The sequence below is a fragment of the Chryseobacterium sp. KLBC 52 genome, from assembly GCF_003347605.1.
GTDB lineage: Bacteria > Bacteroidota > Bacteroidia > Flavobacteriales > Weeksellaceae > Chryseobacterium.
This window is the reverse complement of record NZ_QDFZ01000003.1, coordinates 60,293-82,633: the sequence shown is the minus strand read 5'-3', so window position 1 is coordinate 82,633 and position 22,341 is coordinate 60,293. Positions and strand designations below refer to the sequence as shown.

At 37.4% G+C, this 22,341-nt stretch carries 14 protein-coding genes; 8 read left to right on the top strand and 6 right to left on the bottom strand.

What is annotated here, in order from left to right:
* The 6 genes from DDF69_RS03590 to DDF69_RS03565 all read left to right on the top strand — a co-directional run bounded on the left by DDF69_RS03590 (position 1) and on the right by DDF69_RS03565 (position 10,300).
* Positions 1-657: a hypothetical protein gene (locus tag DDF69_RS03590; RefSeq protein WP_114819573.1), complete on the top strand. Its 657-nt coding sequence runs from the start codon at positions 1-3 to the stop codon at positions 655-657.
* Between the two features lie 123 nt (positions 658-780).
* Positions 781-2,802, top strand: coding sequence for a flotillin family protein (locus DDF69_RS03585; protein WP_114819572.1), 2,022 nt, complete (start codon positions 781-783; stop codon positions 2,800-2,802).
* Between the two features lie 140 nt (positions 2,803-2,942).
* Positions 2,943-7,745, top strand: a complete 4,803-nt coding sequence (locus DDF69_RS03580) for a DNA repair ATPase (protein WP_114819571.1) — start codon at positions 2,943-2,945, stop codon at positions 7,743-7,745.
* Between the two features lie 229 nt (positions 7,746-7,974).
* Positions 7,975-8,343: a hypothetical protein gene (locus DDF69_RS03575; RefSeq protein ID WP_114819570.1), complete on the top strand. Its 369-nt coding sequence runs from the start codon at positions 7,975-7,977 to the stop codon at positions 8,341-8,343.
* Between the two features lie 41 nt (positions 8,344-8,384).
* On the top strand, positions 8,385-9,800 hold the full coding sequence (locus DDF69_RS03570) for a PLP-dependent aminotransferase family protein (RefSeq protein ID WP_114819569.1): 1,416 nt from the start codon (positions 8,385-8,387) through the stop codon (positions 9,798-9,800).
* 14 nt (positions 9,801-9,814) lie between these two features.
* Complete coding sequence (locus DDF69_RS03565) at positions 9,815-10,300, top strand: GNAT family N-acetyltransferase (protein ID WP_114819568.1); 486 nt, start codon at positions 9,815-9,817, stop codon at positions 10,298-10,300.
* Between the two features lie 76 nt (positions 10,301-10,376).
* Here the strand turns inward: DDF69_RS03565 and DDF69_RS03560 are convergent, their stop codons facing one another.
* The 6 genes from DDF69_RS03560 to DDF69_RS03535 form a co-directional block, all read right to left on the bottom strand.
* Entirely contained in the window at positions 10,377-12,230 is a 1,854-nt protein-coding gene (locus tag DDF69_RS03560; RefSeq protein ID WP_114819567.1) for a LamG-like jellyroll fold domain-containing protein, read from the bottom strand.
* A 411-nt stretch (positions 12,231-12,641) separates the two neighbouring features.
* On the bottom strand, positions 12,642-13,310 hold the full coding sequence (locus DDF69_RS03555; protein ID WP_114819566.1) for an HAD-IA family hydrolase: 669 nt from the start codon (positions 13,308-13,310) through the stop codon (positions 12,642-12,644).
* A 7-nt stretch (positions 13,311-13,317) separates the two neighbouring features.
* On the bottom strand, positions 13,318-14,472 hold the full coding sequence (locus DDF69_RS03550) for a TIGR03364 family FAD-dependent oxidoreductase (protein ID WP_114819565.1): 1,155 nt from the start codon (positions 14,470-14,472) through the stop codon (positions 13,318-13,320).
* A gap of 11 nt (positions 14,473-14,483) precedes the next feature.
* Positions 14,484-15,782: a DUF5690 family protein gene (locus tag DDF69_RS03545; protein WP_114819564.1), complete on the bottom strand. Its 1,299-nt coding sequence runs from the start codon at positions 15,780-15,782 to the stop codon at positions 14,484-14,486.
* Positions 15,783-15,791: 9 nt separating this feature from the next.
* Positions 15,792-18,617 carry a TonB-dependent receptor gene (locus tag DDF69_RS03540; protein WP_114819563.1) on the bottom strand — a complete coding sequence of 942 codons (2,826 nt, stop codon included), beginning with the start codon at positions 18,615-18,617 and terminating at the stop codon, positions 15,792-15,794.
* A gap of 600 nt (positions 18,618-19,217) precedes the next feature.
* A complete protein-coding gene (locus DDF69_RS03535) occupies positions 19,218-19,787 on the bottom strand; it encodes a helix-turn-helix domain-containing protein (RefSeq protein ID WP_079243618.1) in 570 nt (189 codons plus the stop codon).
* A gap of 192 nt (positions 19,788-19,979) precedes the next feature.
* On the opposite strand from DDF69_RS03535, the gene DDF69_RS03530 reads away from it, so the two are divergent.
* Together DDF69_RS03530 and DDF69_RS03525 are read left to right on the top strand one after the other, a co-directional pair.
* Positions 19,980-20,687, top strand: a complete 708-nt coding sequence (locus tag DDF69_RS03530; RefSeq protein WP_114819562.1) for a response regulator transcription factor — start codon at positions 19,980-19,982, stop codon at positions 20,685-20,687.
* Positions 20,688-20,690: 3 nt separating this feature from the next.
* Positions 20,691-22,106: a sensor histidine kinase gene (locus DDF69_RS03525; RefSeq protein ID WP_114819561.1), complete on the top strand. Its 1,416-nt coding sequence runs from the start codon at positions 20,691-20,693 to the stop codon at positions 22,104-22,106.
* Positions 22,107-22,341: the final 235 nt, after the last annotated feature.

The following is a 22,341-nucleotide window of genomic DNA, read 5'->3' as shown; positions in this document are numbered from 1 at the left end:
ATGACCTTTCAGGAATTTTTAACTATAGCATTTTCTCCGGTGAATACGGTGCTGACCGTCCTTCTTGGATTATCAGTGGTCTACTGGATCTTTACCATTCTTACAGGATTGGATATCGATGTAGGCATTCATTCCGATCTGGATGCTGATGCAGATATAGAAGTTCCGGATGGTCATCTCCACGCTCCTGATCATGATCCTTCAGCCTGGATGCATTTCCTGAAATTTTTGAATCTGGATATTGTTCCGGTAACATACTTTCTTACGCTTTCATTGCTGATTACCTGGCTGGGATCATTTTATCTGAATTATTTCATTCCACTTCCCACTTGGGCAGGAATACTGATTCTTTTTCCAATGATGATTGGGGGAATGCTATTAACCAAAATAATCCTAAAGCCCCTGAATCCCTTTTTTAAAGAGATCAATCATAAAGGGGAATTATCCTATGCCTTTTTAGGAAGAGAAGGACGCTTAAAATCCAGCATTCAGGATGATAAAATAGGAATGATGGAAGTCTTCATCGGAAGCGATCCTATGACGCTGATGGTGAGAAGCCAGGACGGTAGCAGGCTGGAGCACGGAACCCGGGTTATGATTGTAGATGAAGAACCTGAAAAAAGGATTTACTACGTACAGAAATCAATAAGATATTAAAATAAAAAACTAATAACCATGCTGACTATTTTTTTGATCTTGCTGAATTGTATCCTCGGAATCATCTTCCAATTCTTATAAAACAAAAAAACACATCTATATAAACTATAAACTTATAAAACTATGAACTTACCTTTAATTGCTGGAATTATTGTTGCCGTCGTAGCAACAATCGGATTGATTTTCTGGATTTTATCGATGTATAAAAAAACCGTTCAGGGAATCGTTATTTTAAGAACTGGTTATGGAGGTACAAAAGTCTTCTTTAATGCCGGTATTGTCATTCCCATTATTCATCGTATGGAATCTATGGATATCTCCGTCAAAAAACTGGAGATTTCAAGAGAGGGAAGAGCAGGCTTGATCTGTAAAGACAATATGAGAGCAGATATTCAGGTGGCATTTTTTATCCGTGTCAACAAATCAGTAGATGATATTGTGAATGTAGGTCAGACGATTGGTTGTCAGCGTGCTTCAGATGCCCAGACATTAAGAGAATTGTTTGAAGCTAAATTTTCAGAAGCTCTTAAAACGGTAGGAAAGAAATTTGATTTTACAGAATTATACGAAGCAAGAAGTGAATTCCGTCAGGAAATCCTTGATATCATTGGAACAGATCTTAACGGATATGTGCTGGATGACTGTGCGATAGACTACCTTGAGCAGACCTCAATTGATAAATTAGATAAAGATAATATCCTTGATTCTGAAGGAATTAAGAAAATTACTGAACTTACAGCGACCCAAAATATTAAAGCCAATCAGGTTCGTCGTGATGAAGAAAAAACCATTACAAAACAAAATGTAGAAGCCAGAGAAGCCATTCTGGAACTTGAAAAACAGCTGGCAGAAAAAGAAGAATCTCAAAAAAGAGAAGTGGCCAATATCAAAGCCCGCGAAAATGCAGAAATTCTGAAAGTAGAAGAAGAAGAACGTCTGAGATATGAAACCGTTCGTATCGCTACAGAAGAAAAATTGCAGATTGCAGAAGAAAATAAACTTCGTCAGGTCGTTATTGCTGCTAAAAATAAAGAACGTGCAGATCTGGTAGAAACAGAAAGAGTATTAAAAGACAAAGCCCTTGAAGCTACAGAAAGAGAAAGAATTGTCTCTCTTGCTCAGATTGAAAAAGAGAAGGCAATAGAGCTAGAGAAGAAAAGTATTCAGGATGCGATCCGCGAGCGATTAACCATGGAGAAAACCGTAGTGGAAGAGCAGCAGGGAATCAAAGATCTGGAAGCCTTCAAAACAGCAGAAAGAAACAAGCAGGTAGAAATTACCGTTGCCACTCAGGAAGCAGAGAAAAAGCTGATCGAGGAAACAAGAGCCGCAGAATCCCGCAGATTGGCAGCAGAAAAAGATGCGCAGAAATATGTAATTGAAGCACAGGCGAAAAGAGATGCTGCAGAAAAAGAAGCTGAAGCACGCAAGATTATTGCAGATGCGAAAGCAAAAGAAGAAGCAACCGTAGGACTATCAGAAGCTCAGGTAATGCATGCGAAAGCAGATGCTGCAGAAAGACAAGGTGTGGCAGAAGCTACTGTTATTGAGAAAAAAGCCGATGCCAATAAAAAAGAAGGAATTGCCCAGGCAGAAGTCATCAAAGAAAAAGCATTGGCAGAAGCAGCAGGAATCACAGAGAAAGCAGAAGCCATGAAGAAACTGAACGATGCCGGAAAAGATCACGAGGAATTCCGTCTTCAGCTTGCCAAAGAAAAAGATGTGGAACTGGCTCAGATCGCTATTCAGAAAGATATCGCAGAAGCACAGTCTATGGTACTGGCGGAAGCTTTCAAATCTGCAAAAATTGATATCGTAGGAGGTGATAATACTTTCTTCGACAACGTTATCAGACAAGTTTCTGCAGGAAAAGGATTGGATAAATTCATCAGCCACAGCGAAAATGCACAGATTGTAAAAGAAAACCTTCTGGGTGACGGAGAAAACATCATTGGAAAAGTAATGGGTATGGTGGATAAATATAAAATCTCCTCCGATGACATCAAAAATATGAGCATTGCTTCCCTGATTTTTAAACTGAATGGCGTAGCCAATCAACAGGAAAAGGGAATTCTGGAAAGAGCGATGGACATGGCTAAACACCTGGGAGTGGAGCACAAACCGGTGAACAACAACCATGTTTAATTAAGGAATGCTTTAGATAATTAATGATGCTCTAAAGCCTCAAACCTATTAGGTTTATATCAAAAAAAAATTTTCAAAGTACCAAAAGTTATACAAAGACCTGCTGTCGTGCAGCAGCCATGACAACCTAAATAAAAACGATGTCAGAACAACTTAATTCCGGAACTTACGAAATTATTCAGAACCGTTTAAATGAGCAGAAGAATGATCTGATTCAGAGACTTCAGCAGCTTAATGAAAACCGTAAAAATATATTTGGCGGAGTAGATTTTTCGCTTGTAGCCAATGAAAGAATTTCTACGGATCACAGCTGTATTGCCAAAGATATCTATTCACTGGGTGACCACCTGATTTTCGGGTCTAATGCGCACCTTGGACTTCAGACGGAAATCAATATTTCGGACGTTTTTTCAATATATACCATCAATAATGACCGGTTTGAACCTCAGGATCACACCCTGATCAATGATGAGGTTTTCATTGACGAGTTTAAAAACCTTTACAAATATTACAGAAATACTTTCTTTGCCAGATTTACCTTCACGGAAAACTATCTTTATATGGTTTTTCAACTGTCGGAAAGTACCACAGATATCAAAGCCTTTAAATGGCTGATCAAAGAGAATCAACTGATCTATGTAGATTCGAGAAGTGCCTCCGAAACCTCATATCCTCAGCAGCATGGCTTTGTATGGACAAAGGCAACCAGAGATATGCAGAGATCCGGAAAACATCCTCATATTTCTTTAGCAGATAAAGTTTTTGTAGAAAGCATCGGTGGAGATATTACCATCAAAGTAGAAGACAATACGGATACCGGAAAAGGAATTTATTCCGAAGATGTAATTCACAAAGATCAGAATCTGGATGATGCAGAGATTCATTTCTGTGATCTGGACAATCTTGTTTTGTTTAAAATAAAGCCTTATCAGGAAACAGAACGCTATTTCATTTATAACCATAAAGAAAAAACCGTTTCCAGAGCAGATGCTCTTAAATATTCAGGGCTTTTGCTTCCGGAAAATCAAGGGGTATTATTTTCAAACGGATATGCCCTTCAGACCGGAGGATTAAAAGTGATTTCTCAGGATCAGAACAGACTTTATTATCTGAAAACCATTACAGAACCGAACGGAGAGAACTTTTTGTATGTTTTTTATGATGATAAAACGAATAACTATCAGCTTATTTCTTACAATATTATCACCCAGACCATAGAAACGCCGATTCGTTGTAGTGGATTTACGTTTTTGCAGGACGGGAAACTGATCTACCTCAGAGAAAGCATCGAAACAACCAAACATCATCTGTCTCAGATCTGGCAGACTCCTTTTTCAAAAGAACTGTTGCCCAATATAGAAAAAGCAGACAGTTTACTGTACAAAATAGGAAATAAAGATATTGTAAGAGTAATGGCGGAGAGTCAGGAGCTGATCACCCTTCTGAACAAAAAAGATTCTTACAGTGGCTTGTATGATGATATCGTAAAGCTCTCTACTTTTATTCTAGATACTTACTATTTTCTTGGTGAAGATGAGGTTCAGAAGCTTGATGTACCATTGAAGGAGATCAGAGCGATTGCGCATTCGGCCATCAATGAATACGAAAAAGTAGTAGAGCAAAGGAAGAATACAGAAGAAGCTTTAGAAAAGATAAAACAGGCCTGTGAGAAAATTCTTGATGATACCAAAAGGCTTCACTATTCCCAGCTTACAGAATATATTGATGCTCTTTCTCAGATCAGAGCCTTAAGAGGAGAAGTGACAGGAGCAAGAGAGCTTAAATATGCAGACACAGCTTTGCTGGATAGATTGGAAAAATCCCTTGCAGACCGTTATACAGAACTGTCAAATGCCTGCGTAGAATTTCTGCTTCAGGAAGGTGCATTATTGCCATACGAAGAAAGAGCACAGCAGATTTCTGACAATATCATTGGATTACAGAAAGCCATTGATGCCAGAACAATTGAAGAAAATATCAATACCCTTTCCGGGCAGCTGGAATTATTGGTAGATATCGTTAATAACCTTAAAATTGAAGACACCTCCCAGTCTACCCAGATTATTGAAAACATCTCTCTGATTTTTGCCAGACTGAATCAGGAAAGACTTGAACTCAGCAAAAGAAAAAGAGAAATTTCAGGGAAAGAGCTGGCTTCAGATTTCCAGGCTCAGATTACCTTATTTGACCAGTCTGTGATCAATTTTCTGGAGCTTTCACAAACTCCTGAGAAATGTGATGAATATCTGACCAAACTTTCCATCCAGTTGGAAGAAATGGAAACGAAATTTATTGATTTCGAAGAATTCATTCAACAGATAGGAGCCAAAAGAGAAGAAGTTTACGGACATTTCCAGAATAAAAGGGTACAGCTTACCGAAGCAAGAAATAAAAGGACTCAGAACCTTTTTGATGCTGCACAGAGAATCCTGAAATCGGTACAGACCAAAGCAGAATCTTTTGACTCTGAAAATGAGATCAATGGCTATTTTGCAGCAGATCTGATGGTGGAGAAAGTGAGAGACCTCTCCAGACAACTTGCAGAATGGGAAGACTCGGCAAAGTCGGAAGAGATTCAGACCTTGTTAAAAAACCAGCAGCAGGAAGCCGTAAGAAAACTGAAAGATAAAAAAGAGATCTATGCAGACGGAGAAAGCGTCATTGCACTGGGAGACTATAAATTTGCGGTCAACCAGCAGAAGCTGGATCTTACGCTGGTATTGAGGAATGCTCAATATTATTATCATCTTACCGGAACAAGTTTTTATGAACCGCTGAACTTCACAGCAGGTGAATTCAAAGAAGTCTGGAACCAGGAATTTGTTTCAGAAAACAACAAGGTAAAAAGATTTGAATACCTTGCCTGGAATGTATTTTCCGCTCACAAGGAAATAACCTCGGAGATTGAAAATGAAAAGGCAGTACAGCAGTTTACTGCAGAACATTTCGGGGAAGGACTGGTAAAAGGAATTCATGATAAAGATGCTGAAACTATTGTCTTGAAACTTCAGCAGATCCATAATGAACTTGGACTGATGAGGTTTACAGCACAGGAGAGAACTTTAGCCCAGCTTTTCTGGTTTTTCCTTGAAAGTGAAAGGAAAGAATACTATACCAAACAGTTTGAGGTAGCATCCATTATTACTCAATCATTCACTGTAAAACAGGGATTTGAGTACTTAAGCAGAGAAATTTCGGAAGAAATGAAATCTTTTGCATCAGCACATGGTGTTTTTCTGGAAACGGATTATATCAATGCTGCCATATACCTGAAAAAAGAAGATAAAGAAAGCTTCCTGATCTCAGAAAAAGCTGCTGCTTTGTATGAATTGTTCCTGAAAGAACTCAAAGAAAAAGGCAAAGATCTGGAGTTCATTACTCAGATACAGGCTATATATCAGTATCCTTCAGCATGTTATTACATTGCTGAGAGTGCATTACAGGCATTTGATCCGGAGGCTGGTGAAAATATCATACAGGAAGCCGCAGCATTTATCATTACCCAAAAGTTTGATCCGAAAAATATCAAACACATTGCTTATGAAGTCGCCATAAAAGAGCTGAAATCTCTTGAAAAAGACACGGAATATCATCTTAACTACTTTGAATTTGTATCCAGACTGAGTCACTTTAATACCGCTACCGTTCCGAAATACAAACGTCTTCAGGAATTGAAATACAGTTGGGTAGATGAAAAGAAAAAAGCATTGAAGCTGGATACCTTTAAGCCTCAAGTCTTAAGCTCATTTGTGAGAAATAAACTGATCAATGATGTCTATTTTCCTCTCATTGGAGCCAACCTTGCGAAGCAATTGGGAACAGCAGGTTCAGACAAAAGAACAGACAGAATGGGAATGCTTCTTTTGGTATCTCCTCCTGGATACGGAAAGACAACCCTGATGGAATATATGGCAGAGCGTATGGGGCTCGTATTTATGAAGATCAACGGACCGTCTTTAGGGTACGATATTGTATCAACAGATCCTTCTGAAGCAAGAAATGCAGGTGCCAGACAGGAACTTGAAAAACTGAATCTTGCGCTGGAAATGGGAGACAATGTTATGCTTTATCTTGATGATATCCAGCACTGTAATCCTGAGTTTTTACAGAAATTCATCTCTCTTGCAGACGGACAGAGAAAGATTGAAGGAATCTACAATGAGGAAAGTAAAACTTATGACCTTCGATCCAAAAGATTCTGCCTAGTCATGGCTGGAAACCCCTATACGGAAAGTGGAGAAAAGTTTAAAATTCCAGATATGCTGGCCAACCGTTCAGATACCTACAATTTAGGAGAAATATCCGGATCGAAAACAGACCTTTTTGACCTGAGCCTTATTGAAAATGCTTTAATGTCGAATGAATATCTGACCAGGCTGACCAATCCGGGAATGGAAAACCTGTATGAACTCTATGATTGTGTGATTACCGATAATCCTGCCGATAACCTGAAAGGAAATTTCAGCTCCAGTGAAATATCAGATTTCAGAACAGTACTGAAAAATACCATCAGGGTGAGAAATATGGTGTTGAAGGTGAACAGAGAATATATCGCATCCGCGGCCATGTCAGACGATTACAGAAATGAACCACCATTCAAATTGCAGGGATCTTACCGTAATATGAACAAGCTGATTGCACAGATACAACCGATTCTTAAAGATAATGAAGTCATTCAGATTGTGCTGAATCATTATCAAAATGAATCTCAGACGCTGACAACCGGGGCAGAAGCCAATATGTTGAAAATGAAAGAACTGATAGGAATTCTTTCAGAAGAAGAAACCGAACGCTGGAATGAAATAAAGAAAACCTTTGTTAAAAATAAAACCCTGAAAGGATTGGGTGAGAATGATAGAATGTCGCAGATTGTAGCACTGCTTGCCCAATTTGGTGACGGACTGGAAGGAATCAAAGAAGCCCTTAAAAAAGCAGAACAATAACCATGAAACTTTAAATAGTTGTAAACAGGCTGTTTCGGATAGAAGCAGTCTGTTTTTTATTTCTATGCTATTGTCAATTGTGTGAATTAGGATTTCTTCAAGAGAAAATCTGCTTTATCTGCGAGAGTAAAAAGATCAAATAAAAAATCTGTATCCATAATATTCTATAGTTCTGTATCTGTATCCAAAATTAAATACTCCATAATTTTGTTTAGCTAAAGAAGAAAATATGGAAACAATCACTCAACATCAGAAACAGTTTCAATATGCTGAGGCTTATGTATCAGATATGTTGGAGCTGAAGAACATTTTTCTGCAAACGCAGAATTTGAAGCAAGCAGACCAGAATTTCGGACTTCCTTTTCTTTTGGCTAAAAATGGAAAAGAAACTGTTGCTTTTGCCAGTCTTATCATCAATGAAAAAGATGAAATATCTTTTAAAATCTATGATAAAAACAGAATGACAGATACTGAAAAAAGGAATTTTTATTCCCGCGCTGAAAGATATTGCAAAAATAATAATACATCCAATTTCAAGGATCCGGAACAGTTAAAAAGCAGTATCAACAGTATGATCAGTTGGTTGAATCCTGAATAAAAACAGGATAAAATTGTACATTTACGTAAAACCCAGATTCTATGTCTAAAGATGTTCTGTACCTTAAAATAGCCAATTCTGTCACAGAGCAGATTAAAAGCGAAACCCTGCAGTTTGGAGACAGGCTGCCTTCATTGAGAAGTGCCCAGAAATTATACAATGTAAGTCTGAATACTATAAAACAAGCGTATATGGAACTCGAAAGCCGCTCTCTGGTAGAATCACGTCCCAAATATGGATATTATGTAAGCCAGACTTCCCAGCGAAAACTGGCGCTGCCTTCTGTGACACAGATGAAGGTTTCAGAAGGTAAAAATACTCCTCAGGATTTGATTGACAAGGTATTCGGGAGTATCGGAGGGACAGATGTTACACAATTTGCGCTTGGAATTCCCGGGAAAAGCCTTCTTCCGGTAGCCAAGATGAAAAAGTGCATGATTGATGTGATGAAAAGGAAAAGTGACAGCGGAACCAATTACGAACCTGTGCAGGGAAGCGAAGTGCTACGTCGTGAAATCGCCAAATGGTCCATGGTCATGGAAGGGAAAATCACAGAAGATGATCTGGTAATCACTTCCGGAGCGATGAATGCCGTTTATAATTGCTTAATGGCCGTTACGCAACCAGGCGATTCTGTCGCAGTGGAAAGCCCTGTGTATTTTGGAATTCTTCAGGCCATTCAATTATTGGGACTGAAGGCAGTAGAAATTCCTACGCATCCTATTACAGGAGTGGACCTGGATGCTCTAAAGAAAGTGCTTCCCAAGCTCTCTGCATGTTGTTTTGTGGTAAATTATAATAATCCGTTGGGATTTCAGATGCCGGACGAGAACAAAAAAGAGCTGGTTAAAATGCTTACCGAGCACAATGTTCCTTTGGTGGAAGATGATGTCTACGGAAACATCTATTTCGGAGCAGGAAGACCGAAACCTTGTAAGTTTTATGATGAAGCAGGAATTGTGATGTGGGTAGGCTCGGTTTCCAAGACATTAGCACCTGGTTTTAGAGTAGGATGGGTAGCACCGGGAAAATTTAAAGAGAAAATTATTCGTCAAAAACTGGTTCAGACGGTGAGTGGACCTTCTTTATTCTCGGATGTGATTGCTGATTTCCTTGCTCATGGGAGATATGATCATCACCTGAGAATGTTCAGAAAGAAATTATACGCCAATTACCTTCAGATCCAGAAATCGGTGATTGAATATTTTCCGGATAATACAAAAATCTCAGAACCCAAAGGCGGTTTTATGCTCTGGCTGGAACTGGATAAGAGAATCTGTACGGAAGATCTTTATGATTTGGCTGTCAGTCAGAAAGTAAACTTTGCCCCGGGAAGAATCTTTTCACAATATAATCAGTATCAGAACTGTATGCGTTTAAACTATGCGTTAGAATGGACAGACAGAGTGGATAGTGACCTGGAAAAGCTGGGAAAAATGATAAAAAACAGAATTTAATAAACCTTATAGCGATGAATGATAGTAAAAATGAAGTAAAAATTATAGCCTATGAACCTCAGTATAAAGAAGCTTTTAAAGCTTTGAATGAGGAATGGATCAAAACGTTTTTTGTGATGGAAGCAGGAGATTACAAGCTTCTGGATCATCCCGAAGAGGAAATTTTAAATAAAGGCGGACATATAGCCTTTGCTTTGCTGGATGGAGAAGTTGTAGGAACCTGTGCCTTGGTAAAAACAGAGGATAACCCTCTTGTTTTTGAGCTATCAAAGATGGCAGTAAGTCCTAAAGCCCAAGGGAAAAAATTAGGTTATCTGCTGGGAAATGCTTTAGTGGAAAAAGCGAAAGAATTAAATGCAGAAAAAGTGTTTTTAGTTACCAATTCTATTTTGGTTCCGGCTATTAAGTTGTATGAAAAGCTTGGCTTTATCCATACACCTATTGGTCATGCTGAGTACGACCGTGCAGATGTCAGAATGGAGTTGATTTTCAGGATATAAACAAAAAAAAATATTAGAACTCGGATAGGAATATCCTTGTTCTAATATCAAATTTAAATCTAATTGCTTTACTGTTTTATTTCTTGATGAATGTCTTGGTTAATGACTTTTTGCTTCCGTTGATTTTAATGAAATACACACCAGCTGGAAGATTTCCGATATTGATTTTTTCATCGTAAAAACCTCTTGAAGACTTTAACTGTGCTGTTAAAACATTTGATCCTTTACTGTCGATGATTTCTGCTTTAATTTCCTTATCTTCAGATTGATACTGGACTCCAATGAAGGTAGAAACAGGATTCGGATAAATTTTAAAATCATCAGCGATTGCTTTTGTTTCTTTTGCTGCCAATATTTCTTTGGAACATGCCGGGATTCTATTTACTCCATCTATTCCCCATGAAGACTGCACCGGAATACAAAGCCAGTTCAATACCGTAGGGAAGTGATCTGTTTCTCTCGTTGTTGAGGTATAATCATACACCTTAAAATTATTCACTGTACCCGCATTATAAGTAGGAGAACCTGTCACAGTCATGTTATTGGCATTCGGGCTGGAATCTGTCAATGTATTTCCTGAAGTTCCATTACACTTCCAGTTAGCTAATAATTGAGAATAATAAGGATGCGAAGTTGTAATATCCTGGTTCGCCCAATTCACGATAACATCATTGGGAAGAGCAGATTTCCAGATTCTTACATCTTTATAAGAAGCCGCCAGATTGATTCCGTAAGCATTCGTTCCATCCTGATTTAATGTTAGAGGAAGTCCGGAATCAATATTGCCGATGGTGTTCATTTTTGCAAAAGTTACCGGAACACCATCTTCATACAATGTTACAAGACCATCTCTGTCAAAGCTTGCCGCAATATGTTTCCATTTATTGGTTTCTACTTTTCCGCCAACAAGATCAATCCTGTTGGTTCCATCTCCAATATTCATTTTGAAAGTCTGCCCTGAATAACCTGAGAAAACAAATCCTTTATTTTTTCCGTTCGCCCAGTTTTTATTACTGATCATCACCGGATCACTGGAGTAAGCTGCATTGGGTTTTACCCAAAATTCAATCGTAAAATCCTGATTAGCTCCAAAATTAAAAGGAGTCTGGCTTGCTGGCTTTGCATAAGTTCCCGCCGGGAAATTCAACTGATTAAATGTTTTATTGGATTCCAGAACAGTTTTGCTGATCTGCTGTGGAGTAAATCCAGGATTGGAATATACCGTGAAAATATTTCTTTCGGTAAGATTTCCACCTCCGTGAGAACTTTCAATAGCTCCATGATCTGTAGTCAATACAACCAGCCAGTCTTCGTTGTTATAAGAAGGCCTGTTTTTCATTGCAGTAACAATTTCTCCAATATAAGAGTCCGTAGTCTTAATAGAATTGACATATTGAGAAACAGTGGATGAGAATCCATAAGAATGCCCGGCATGGTCTACATCATCAAAATCTACAAAAAGAATATCCGGATTATCATTCTGCAAAGCTGTAACGGCTGCATTTTTCACGGCAAGGTCCGTTGCCAGATTGTTTTTTACATCTGCAGTTTGGATGATTTTATCGTTGATCGGTGACCAATGAGCCAGAGAAATGGTTCTTAGAGCGGGATTATAAGTCTCTGCTCTTGTTAAAAAATCCGGATAATTAACATAGTTCGGGCTGGTAAAATTATTGTCCTGAACATTGTGTTTGGTGTGCCATACACCCGTCAGCATGGTGCTCCATCCGTTTCCGCTCCAGGTAGTGGCGGCACAAAGTCCGTCGATAGAATAAATAGACTGACTGATGAGGTTTTGAATGTTTGGTGTAGGCGTAGACATCATGACATCTGCACGGCATCCGTCAATACCGATAAAAAGGACTTTTTTAGTCTGAGCTCCAAGGAAACAGCTCATTACAACAGCCATTGAGAATAGTTTTGTTTTCATGGGGAAAAAGGGTTTTTAGAATTGTGAAAGTTTACAAATAGTAATTTATTTTTTAACTATTGTAAAATTAGTTTACTATTTGTAAACATTTATGAACTGAAAGTTAATTAATTGATAATTAAAAAGTTCCCGAAAAAAGCTTTTTAAAAATCTTCAATTGGATGTACTATATCGAGGCTGTTTCAAAAGTGTCATTCTGACGAAGGAAGAATCTTATTGATTTTCAAAACACTAGATTCTTCACTACATTTCATTTCGTTCAGAATGACAAAAGCCAAACCATTTGACTTTTGTGAAAACCTTTGTCAAATTGGAAATTTGACGGGGGTGGTAAAAACACAAACATTTCCAATAGAAAAACCATGAAAACATTTGTGTCAAGAAGTATTTAAAAATAATCTGAAAAAGTGTTTAAAGAATACCTTCAGCTTCAGAAATCGTATTCAGAATATAATCAGGGGCAGCCTTTTCAAGCTCTGATTTACTTTGAGCTCCTGAAAGAACCGCTACTGTTAGTCCGCAACCAGCATTTTTTCCCTCTTCAATATCAATCACAGAATCACCTGCCTTTAAAACCTTATAGGCTTCAGTGATATTAAATTTCTTCATGGCAAGATGAATCATTTCAGGGCTTGGACGGCTTTCTGAAACATCATCAGCGGTAATTAAAGCATCAAAATGAATACTTTCTTTCCAGTTGAGTTTATCCAAAAGCTGATGGGCGATTTCTGAGGTATAACCTGTATTCAAAACGATTTTCTTATTTTGAGCTTTCATATTCAATAAGAAATCTTCCGTTCCGTTGATGGGTTTTACATCCAGATTTTGGTAAGATTCTTTCAGCTGGTCAGAAAAATTCTCAAAAATAGCAGGAGCATCTTCTTCGTTCCCATTGATTTCCTTTAAAAGACTTGTGATAGCTTCCAGTTTTTCCATTCCGGCACAGCTGGATAATACTTTTTCCAGGCTTACTTTGTAGCCATAATCATTCACGGCACTGGTAAGCGTTTTGTAAACTACATTATCCTCATCAATTGTTGTTCCGGCCATATCCAGAACTAATAATTCTATATTTTTCATGTAAATGTTATGCGTAAATTTTTTCAATATTAAATTTGGAAAAGCCACCGCTTCCCGTCATTCCTTTTCCTCCGATCCCTGTTACAATATGAATATTGGCAGATGGGCTGTGCTCAAAAATATCTTTTGTTTTGCACTGGGAATAGATTCCGAACCATCTTCTCTGAATTTCATAGGTAGGAAGATCAATAATTTTTTTGGCCTCATGAATCATGAATTCATCAATCTCCATATTAAGATCATACCCCAGATCATCTGCATTTTTAGCATCTGCATATTCATGAGAATCTCCTATGATCACAGAACCGTCAAGAGCTTGTTTGAATAAAATATGAACTCCATACTTCTTTTCGAATGAGTTCGGGTCTTCTAAGGCCTTGATTTTCTGAAAAGAAGGGCACTCACTAAAAGATTCATATCTTCTCACAGAAAGACCTGTAAGAATATTTCCCTGAAGCGAATAAATTCCTTGAGGCTTTGTTTGAAGCATCTGCAGCTTACTCACTTCCAGATCGCTGTTATTGAATGCTTTAGGATATAAAGTTTTGAACTCGTGTCCACCGCAGATTATGATTTTGGAAGCGTTAAATTCCGTTCCATCTGCAGTTACCGCTGTACATTTCTGATCATCTTCATGGGTTTCCAGTACAGTTGTATTGTAGAAAATCTGTAATCCCATTTTTTCCTGAAGCAGCTTGTGAAGCTTTACAATCATATCTGCAGAATCTACGGAAAGTTCCTGTGGGAAAAACAAACCTCCTTTGCAATAGTCGGAACGAAGACCGTCAAATTTCTTGATGCAGTCATTTTTTGATAATAAAACAGATTCATAATCATTATTTCTGTTGATTTCATAAAGTTCTTCAATCAGCTGAAGTTCTTCGTCATTGGAAGCAATATAGATGGAGCCATTTTGCCTGATGGTAAGGTCTGCCTGATCATGAAGTTCATGGTAGATGGCAAGGCTTTCTCGTCCGAAATTCTGCCATTTAAGATCCATTCCGGAAGGTACTACCTGTCCGAAATTTCTTACCGTGGCACCCTGAGGAACAGAATTTCTTTCCAGTAAAGCTACCTTAAGATTTTTCTTCAGCGCATGATAAGCATGGAATGTTCCTAAAATTCCACCTCCTACAACGAGTAAATCAAATTTTGTTGTCATTGTCGTATAGTTTATAAAATTTTCGACGTATCGAAATTGATGAATTGATTAGAATTAGAGTTGGGTTTTGACGTTTTTCTGAAAGCCAGAAAAGCAATCACGGAAAGAACGAAAACCGCTATGGTGATGATATAATTTAAGTTGATATAAAAATGTAACCAGGAAGTCTGGGCCGATCCGAAATTTTTGTACAGCAGAATCAAAACACTTCCCAGATAACCGAAGGAATCCACAATATAGATCAGAAAACCTACATTTCCCTTAATTTCAAAAGCGGCAATCATCCGGTCAAAATAAATTCCATTGAAAGGAATATAACAGATGTACATTCCAAAACCTGAAACCGTCATCCATAAAAAAGGAGACAGAGAACCTTGCTGGAACAGATACGTAGAAAGCCCTACCGTAAGAATTCCCGCAAAAAGAATGTAATGATAATAGGCAAATGCCTTTTTATTGTTTTTTACTTTTACCATAAAACTTAAAATCACCAGAACCATTACGGCGATAGGAATTTCAGTTAAAGTGAAAATAGAACTGTCGAAAGTAAAATTCAGTCCGTCCCAGATCTCACGGTTGAAATTGTCTCTGAAATCCCTTAAAACCGTTAAACTTATATATAAAAATATGATACAAACAATCGGTACAAAAAACTGTTGGATCAAAGCTTTTCTTTCCTTACCATTCAATGGTTGTCTCTTGTTTTTAAGTAAAATATCTTCTTCCGAAGGTTGGGGAATTCTCTCAAGAAGCAACCCGAAAAGAATCAGTGGAATTATGAAAATAAGTCCGGCTGAAAAAGGCATCCAGAATTCTGAAACGGAAAAATTATCCATCAGAAATTTTCCTGCAGATTTTGTAAACCCAGAAGAAACCACAAAGCTTGAACATAAAAATAGTCCGATGATTTCTGTGGTTTTTCGTCCTTCAATATAAGAGAAAACAATTCCCCAGATCATTCCCAGTGGAATACCGTTGATAAACATAAACAGAATATTGTAAGGAGCAGGAACGGCTGCAAACCCTAACAAAGCAAGCTCAGCAATAGCAATGAAAGTAAAAAGATAAGTAATTCTTTTCTGAGATTTCAGTTCCGAAATAAATTTAATTCCAATGAATTTCGAGATAAAATATCCTACTGCCTGGGCGATGATAATCAGAATCTTATAATCTACCCCAAAATAAGAAAGTCCTTCGAAAGAAGCTACGGTAAAAGGTTTCCTGAAACCGTACATGCAGAAATAAACACCGAAAGCAGCAAATGCGGCCTTCAGTGTTACTAATGTTTTTTTATTGATGGTTCTGGCCATGATAATGGTTTAGAAATTCAGTTTTATTCCAAGGTTGAATCGTACTCCATAATATTCCACCTGCTCCGGGCGGTCTTCGCTTTTACCGAAGTGGTAAATCAGAGGTTTGTTCAGAATATTGTTCACATCCGCATACAAAGTCAGATATTTGGTAAATTGATAAGAACCCCCGAAATCCAGATTGCTGTATTTACCATAATAAGAATCGTTGATATCCTCCTCAGCATATTCTACAGCATATTTTCCTTTATAATTGTAAGCCAGTCTTGCATTGAACCCTTTTTTCTCAAAGAAAAGTTGCGCATTGTACAACTCTTTGGCCTGGTAGGGAAGTGCTACCGTTCTTCCGCTTGGCTTTTCCATTTCGGAAGTCATGAAGGTAGCATTCAATTGTACTCCAAAGTATTGTAAAAACCCTGGAAGGAAGTCAAATCTTTTATTAATTCCCAACTCAACTCCTCCTAGCCACGCTGCTTTCCCGTTATTTGGAGCTGTAAATTGTACGCCGTTGATTCCGTTATAATTTCCGATAAAAGAGTCCTGAAAAATAGGATCTGTGATAGATTTATAGAAGACTCCGCCACTCAGAATTCCTACATTGGAAAAATAGTATTCTCCCATCAGGTCAAAATTTAAAGAATAGGTCGGATTAAGATTTGGGTTTCCCCCTTTGAACTCGTTGTCTGCTTCAATATAAGTTCCTCTCGGAGTAAGATCTCCAAAATTCGGTCTTGAGAATGTTCTTGTCGCAGCAAAACGAAGATTGGTTTTATCATTTAATGTATATTTTAAATGAATCATCGGAAGAACAGCCAGATAGTTTTTAGTGTTTTCTACCGGTGTCAGAACGTTATCATTCACACTGTATCCTCTTACTTTTGTATTGGTATTGGATAATCTGATTCCTCCTAAAATGATGATTTTATCATTCAGTTTATAGGTTGCCATTCCATAAGCATCTGCATGTTTTTCAAATACATCAAAGTTTCTTCCTAATGCTTTATTGTATTCCAATGCTTCAGAATCAGCAGTATTGATCTTCAGATTACCCTGCTGATCATACCAGAATTGGTTCATTCCTGTGGTAGAAAGTACCGGACCAAATGTGTTGCCGATGTGGGCATTCATTTCACTTAAATATTTCGGTCCGTTGGGCTGTGTCGTGATGTATTGAGAATAATCCGACAGAAGAGGTGTTGTTCCGCTGCTCCAGTTGTAGAAAATATCAGAGAATTTTGCATTACGCTCTTTATCTCTGTATTTAAAACCATATTTTAAAGTCAGTTTATCAGAAGCATTGATCTCATGGTTGAATGCCGCTACGATTTTATCCTTTTCCTCTACAAAAACTTTATAAAATTCAAGATCTGTAAATCTCATCTGTGAAGCATCCATTTTAAAGTTCGGATCACTGTAGAAACCAAATAACGCATCAGGATTTTTATAATCTAATTTACCACCGTCAGCTTTCCAATAGGCTCTGGGGCCATTTCCATGATTGGAAATATAATCAGGATTGATACCTACACCAGATTGAGTGTACTTGATCACATAGTAAGAATTGTTCTGTTTATCAGGAATATTTCCGTACTTGAATTGGTTGTCGTAGTAAGATAAATCCCAGTCGATTTTTCCTTTATTTAAGTTATGAAGGGCACCCAAAGAAACAGAAGTAAGTTCCGTTATCAGTAAATTGTGGATATTCTGAAGCTCCACTCTTGCCGTATTATTAGTACTGCTGAATTTATCAAAACGGATTCTGTGTTTATAGTGGGTTTCATCATCCGATAAAGTACCATACATTCCTTTTAAATAGAAGGTTGTTTTTGGAGACAACACATATTCAAAAGCGGTATTGATTCCCGTTGTTTTTCTGACTCCGTTATAATCACGAAGTTCCAGCCTGAAAACCCCTTCGTCACCACTTCTTCTTGCTTCAAAATTATCTGTAGACCAGTTTCTGATAAAATGCGCAAAGTTGAATAGATACCCGAATTTTTTATCCTTTGTTCTTCCTCCATACAAAAATCCAAGGTTGTAAACTCCTTTGTCAGACTTTGCGTTATAACCGCTTCCCACCGTTGCTTTGAACTCTGTTTTCATGGGTGGAGTTTTCGTGATAAAATTGACACCACCGCCTATTCCGTCAGCTTCCATATCTGGGGTAAAAGACTTGTTTACATGTACATAGGAGATCAGTTCCGTAGGAAAGAAGTCGAATGCCGTTGCTCTGGAAGTCGTTTCTTCCTCTGCAGTGGGAAGTCTGTTTCCATTGATGGTTGTGGATGCCCAGAATGGGGGAAGTCCTCTCAGGGAAACAAATCTTCCTTCTCCCTGATCCCTTTCAATAGAAACTCCCTGCACACGCTGCACGGTTTCTGCTGCATTTCTGTCCGGGAGCTTTCCAATTCCGTCTGAAGCGATCACATTGGTAATATTAATGGCATTTTTCTGAAGGTTTAAAGCTCTCGCTTCCGTATTTTTTAACGTTCCGGTAACGACAATTTCATCAATATTTTTTCTGGGTTGGGAGAGTTTGATAATTCCTAAGTCAATCGTTTCTTCTGGTTTCAGATCAATAGTAATATCTGAAGATTCATATCCTATATAGCTGATTTGCAATGTGTATTGACCTTCTTTAATATCGTTGATGGTAAATTTTCCTTCAATATCAGTCGTTATATTTTTAGATAAGCCTTTTATTTTGACTGTGGCCCCGGGGAGAGGCTGGCTGTCGTCAAGAACAGTTCCTATAATTAACTGTTTTTGCGCTGAAACAAAGACAATGAAACAGACAAAAACAAGGGTAAGTAATTTCTCTAATTTTGTTTTCATTTTTACATATATTAAATTTTTTATGCAAATCACGCTAATAATTTTAATATATATAAATATTTTGTATTAAGTATTGTTTAACAAATAAACCATGTTTGTTACGCTTTTTTTACTTTAAAACCAATAGAAGTTAACCTTTGAGAATTCGATAAAACAAGCTTTAAAGTGACTGTTTCAACGTTTTTAGTAAATATTTCCTAATAATAAAAGGAACTCAAATCAGTTGAAAATTGGTCTGTTTTAGTTCATATTTCGTTCATCTTGGAAGAAAACAGAAAAACAAAAGTTGCATATTTGTAAACTTTTGTGTGTTTCGGAAATCCAAAACTGAAGAATGATGTAAAAATTGGAATAAGATTTAAACGCAAAGTTTAATAATTATAATACCACATTATAAGTGTGCAAAGGTTATGGCGTTATCGTTGATGAAGCTTCATTATTATAGGTGTATTTGTAAGGAATCTGCACTACAATTGTCATTCTGAATGAAATGAAATGTAATGAAGAATCTCGCGTTATTGAATGCAAATAAGAGATTCTTCCTTCGTCAGAATGACAAAAGCAAAATAATAAAAAGCTTTGCGTTAAAAAAGAATGCAGCTAAGCAGTATAAAAATAAAGAACAAGCATCACACAGCTTTCATCACTGATGCTTACCGGAACGTGAGGAAACTTACCGTTGAAATAAAGTGAATCCCCTTCTTTAAGGATAATTTCTTCATTATCAATTACGTATTTCACTTCTCCTTTCAGAATATATTTGAATTCCCAGGCATCCGTAATGACCTTTTCTCTTTTAGAATTGGGTTCGAGAGTTAGTAACACGGCTTCAAAACCTAAAGAATGAAGACTCTTGCTGAAGATATGCATATACTTGAATCCCTCAGCTTCTACTTCTTTTTCAATGACTTGCTGGCTTTCCTTGGGAACATAGATGAATTTGGCGTTGGATTTTTTCTCAACCCCTTCAAAAAAATAACTGGCATCAATCTCAAGCGACTGAATCAGATCCAATAAAACAGGAAGAGAAGGAATCGTTCTTCCATTTTCAATCCTGGAAACAAGACCGTTGCTCACATTGGCTTTGAAAGCCAGTTCATTAATAGTTAAATTATTCTTTTTTCTAATATCCTTTAATCTCTTACCGATACCTATTAAAAAGTCATTCATACTGTGTGCAATTTAACCTGATTATTTTTTCACCGTTATATTAAAAACAAAGGTAATATTATTCCATAGAGTTTTGATACAGGAGGGAATCAATTCATTGAAAATTATTATTTGTTTCTCGCTTCCTCAGATTCTTTCACTTTTTCTCCCCCGGAAAATTTCCCTATTTTTGTAAAACTCCTTATTTCATCTATGAAAAAAATTATTCTTATCGAAGACGAAACCAGTGTGGTGTCCTTTATTAAAAAGGGACTTCAGGAAAATGGATATGAAATTTCTGTTGCCTTTGACGGTCGTACAGGAGTGCAGCTGGTGCAGGCTAATGATTTCGATCTGGTAATTTTAGACATTATGCTTCCGGAAATGAATGGGCTGGACGTATGTAAAGAAATAAGAAAAACCAATCAAAGTGTTCCGATTTTATTTCTGACTGCTTTGGGAACTTCTGAAAACATTGTTCTCGGATTGGAAAGTGGTGGAGATGATTATCTGGTGAAACCTTTTAAATTCATTGAACTCGTAGCCCGTGTAAAGTCTTTACTAAGGAGAAGCAATAACAACGGTCCACTGGAAATTGCTGAACCGGAGCCGGATAATGAACATGTCTTTCAGTTTTCGGATCTGATGGTGAATGATTATACCAAGAAAGTAACCCGTGCAGGGGAAGATATTTCCCTTACTTCCACAGAATATAAATTACTACTGTATTTCCTGAATAATCCTGAAAAAGTAATTTCAAGAGCAGAAATTCTGGATGCCGTCTGGGGCGTAAATTACGAGCTGGGAACCAATGTGGTAGATGTTTATGTAAATTATTTAAGAAAGAAACTGGATAGCCAGGATGATAATAAATTGATTCATACCGTCATAGGAATGGGGTATGTATTGAAAAAAACATAATGAATGTTTAATAGAGTCATTACAAATCAAACCAAAACGATGGTACTTTTGATGTTGGTTTTTACCGCCATCATTTTGCTGTTCAGTGGTTTGGTGTATTTTTCTATCGTTAATTTTTCACACCAGAGATTTTATGAACTGCTGAAGATCAGGACGGCAACGATTGTTCAGATCGAAAAAAGCAAAGATCATCTCGACCTTCCGGAAAACTATGTTCTCAGCAGCCTGAATGATGAGGAACTTCCCATGGAAAAAGACTATGTTTTTGCCGTTCCTACAGACTCCAATTTCAAAAAAATATCTCAGGAAGTTCATATTCCTGCCTATTTCTTTAAAAATATTATCAAAGAAGGAGAGTCCAATTATAATGATGAAGAATTCTATTATATAGGACAGAGCTTCAAATATGATGATAAAGATTATATTGCAATCGCCTCTGCGAAAAACCATTATGTCGTTTATTATCTGGGTTTTTTAAAGCGAACGCTGCTTACCTGTATTGTGCTGTCTCTGTTCTTTAGTATGATTTTCTCTTTTTATTTATCTAAAACTTTATTCAGACCCATTTTAAAAATCACTGGAAAGGTAAAAGAGATCAGTTCTGAAAACCTTCACTTAAGACTGGAGTCTCAGCCTGATAATAAAGAACTTAACGAACTTGTGGATACTTTCAACGATATGCTCAACCGCATTGAAACTTCTTTCGAAACCCAGAATCACCTGATCGGAAATGTTTCTCACGAGTTAAGAACTCCGCTTACCTCTATTATGGGCGAAGCTGATGTTGCCCTTTCTATCAGCAGAACGGCAGATGAATACAAAGAGACCCTAGGAATCATTCTGGATGAAGCCGAAAAATTGGATAAAAAGATCAAAGCTTTATTAATGATTGCCCAAACCGGATTTGATGGGAAAATCCAGAAAATGGATAAAGTAAGAATTGATCAGCTGCTTTGGGACGTTATTGAAACCCTCAGAAGAATTGATTCCCGAAATAATATCTATCTGGATATCAGTATGCTTCCCGATAATCCGAAGAAATTAAAGGTACAGGGGAATGAGCAGCTATTGCATCTTGCGGTGGCCAATATCATCAGTAATGGCTGTAAATATTCTAATTTCCAGCAGGTTAAAGTCTCTCTGGGAGCTACCAATTCGGATGTGTACATCATTGTAAAAGATAATGGTATCGGAATTCCGGAAGTGGAAATGAACAAAATCTATGATCCTTTCTTCAGAGCTTCTAATACCAATAATTACGAAGGCTACGGAATCGGGCTTCCATTGGCGAGAAACATCGTAAGAATGCACCACGGTGAACTGATCGTAAGTTCGCACGAAAACCAGGGAACAACGGTACAGATGAAGTTCCCGAACTTCTATAGCATGATGCAGAAAGGCGAAGTGACAGATAAGTAAGAACTGCTATTTCAGCATTTTTTCTACCTGTTTTAGTCTGTTTGGTTCTGAAAAACAGGCTGTTATTTCCGTTTTTTGATTTTTATTTTTTCCAATATTAAATCCCCTTAACAATTTTCTAATCTCATTTTAATCTCTTTAATCACATTTTAATTCCGTTCCAAAGATCTTCTAATTTGGTCGTTCTAGTTTTGTATCATCAAAAAAGATAAACACAATACAAAATAATAAGAAC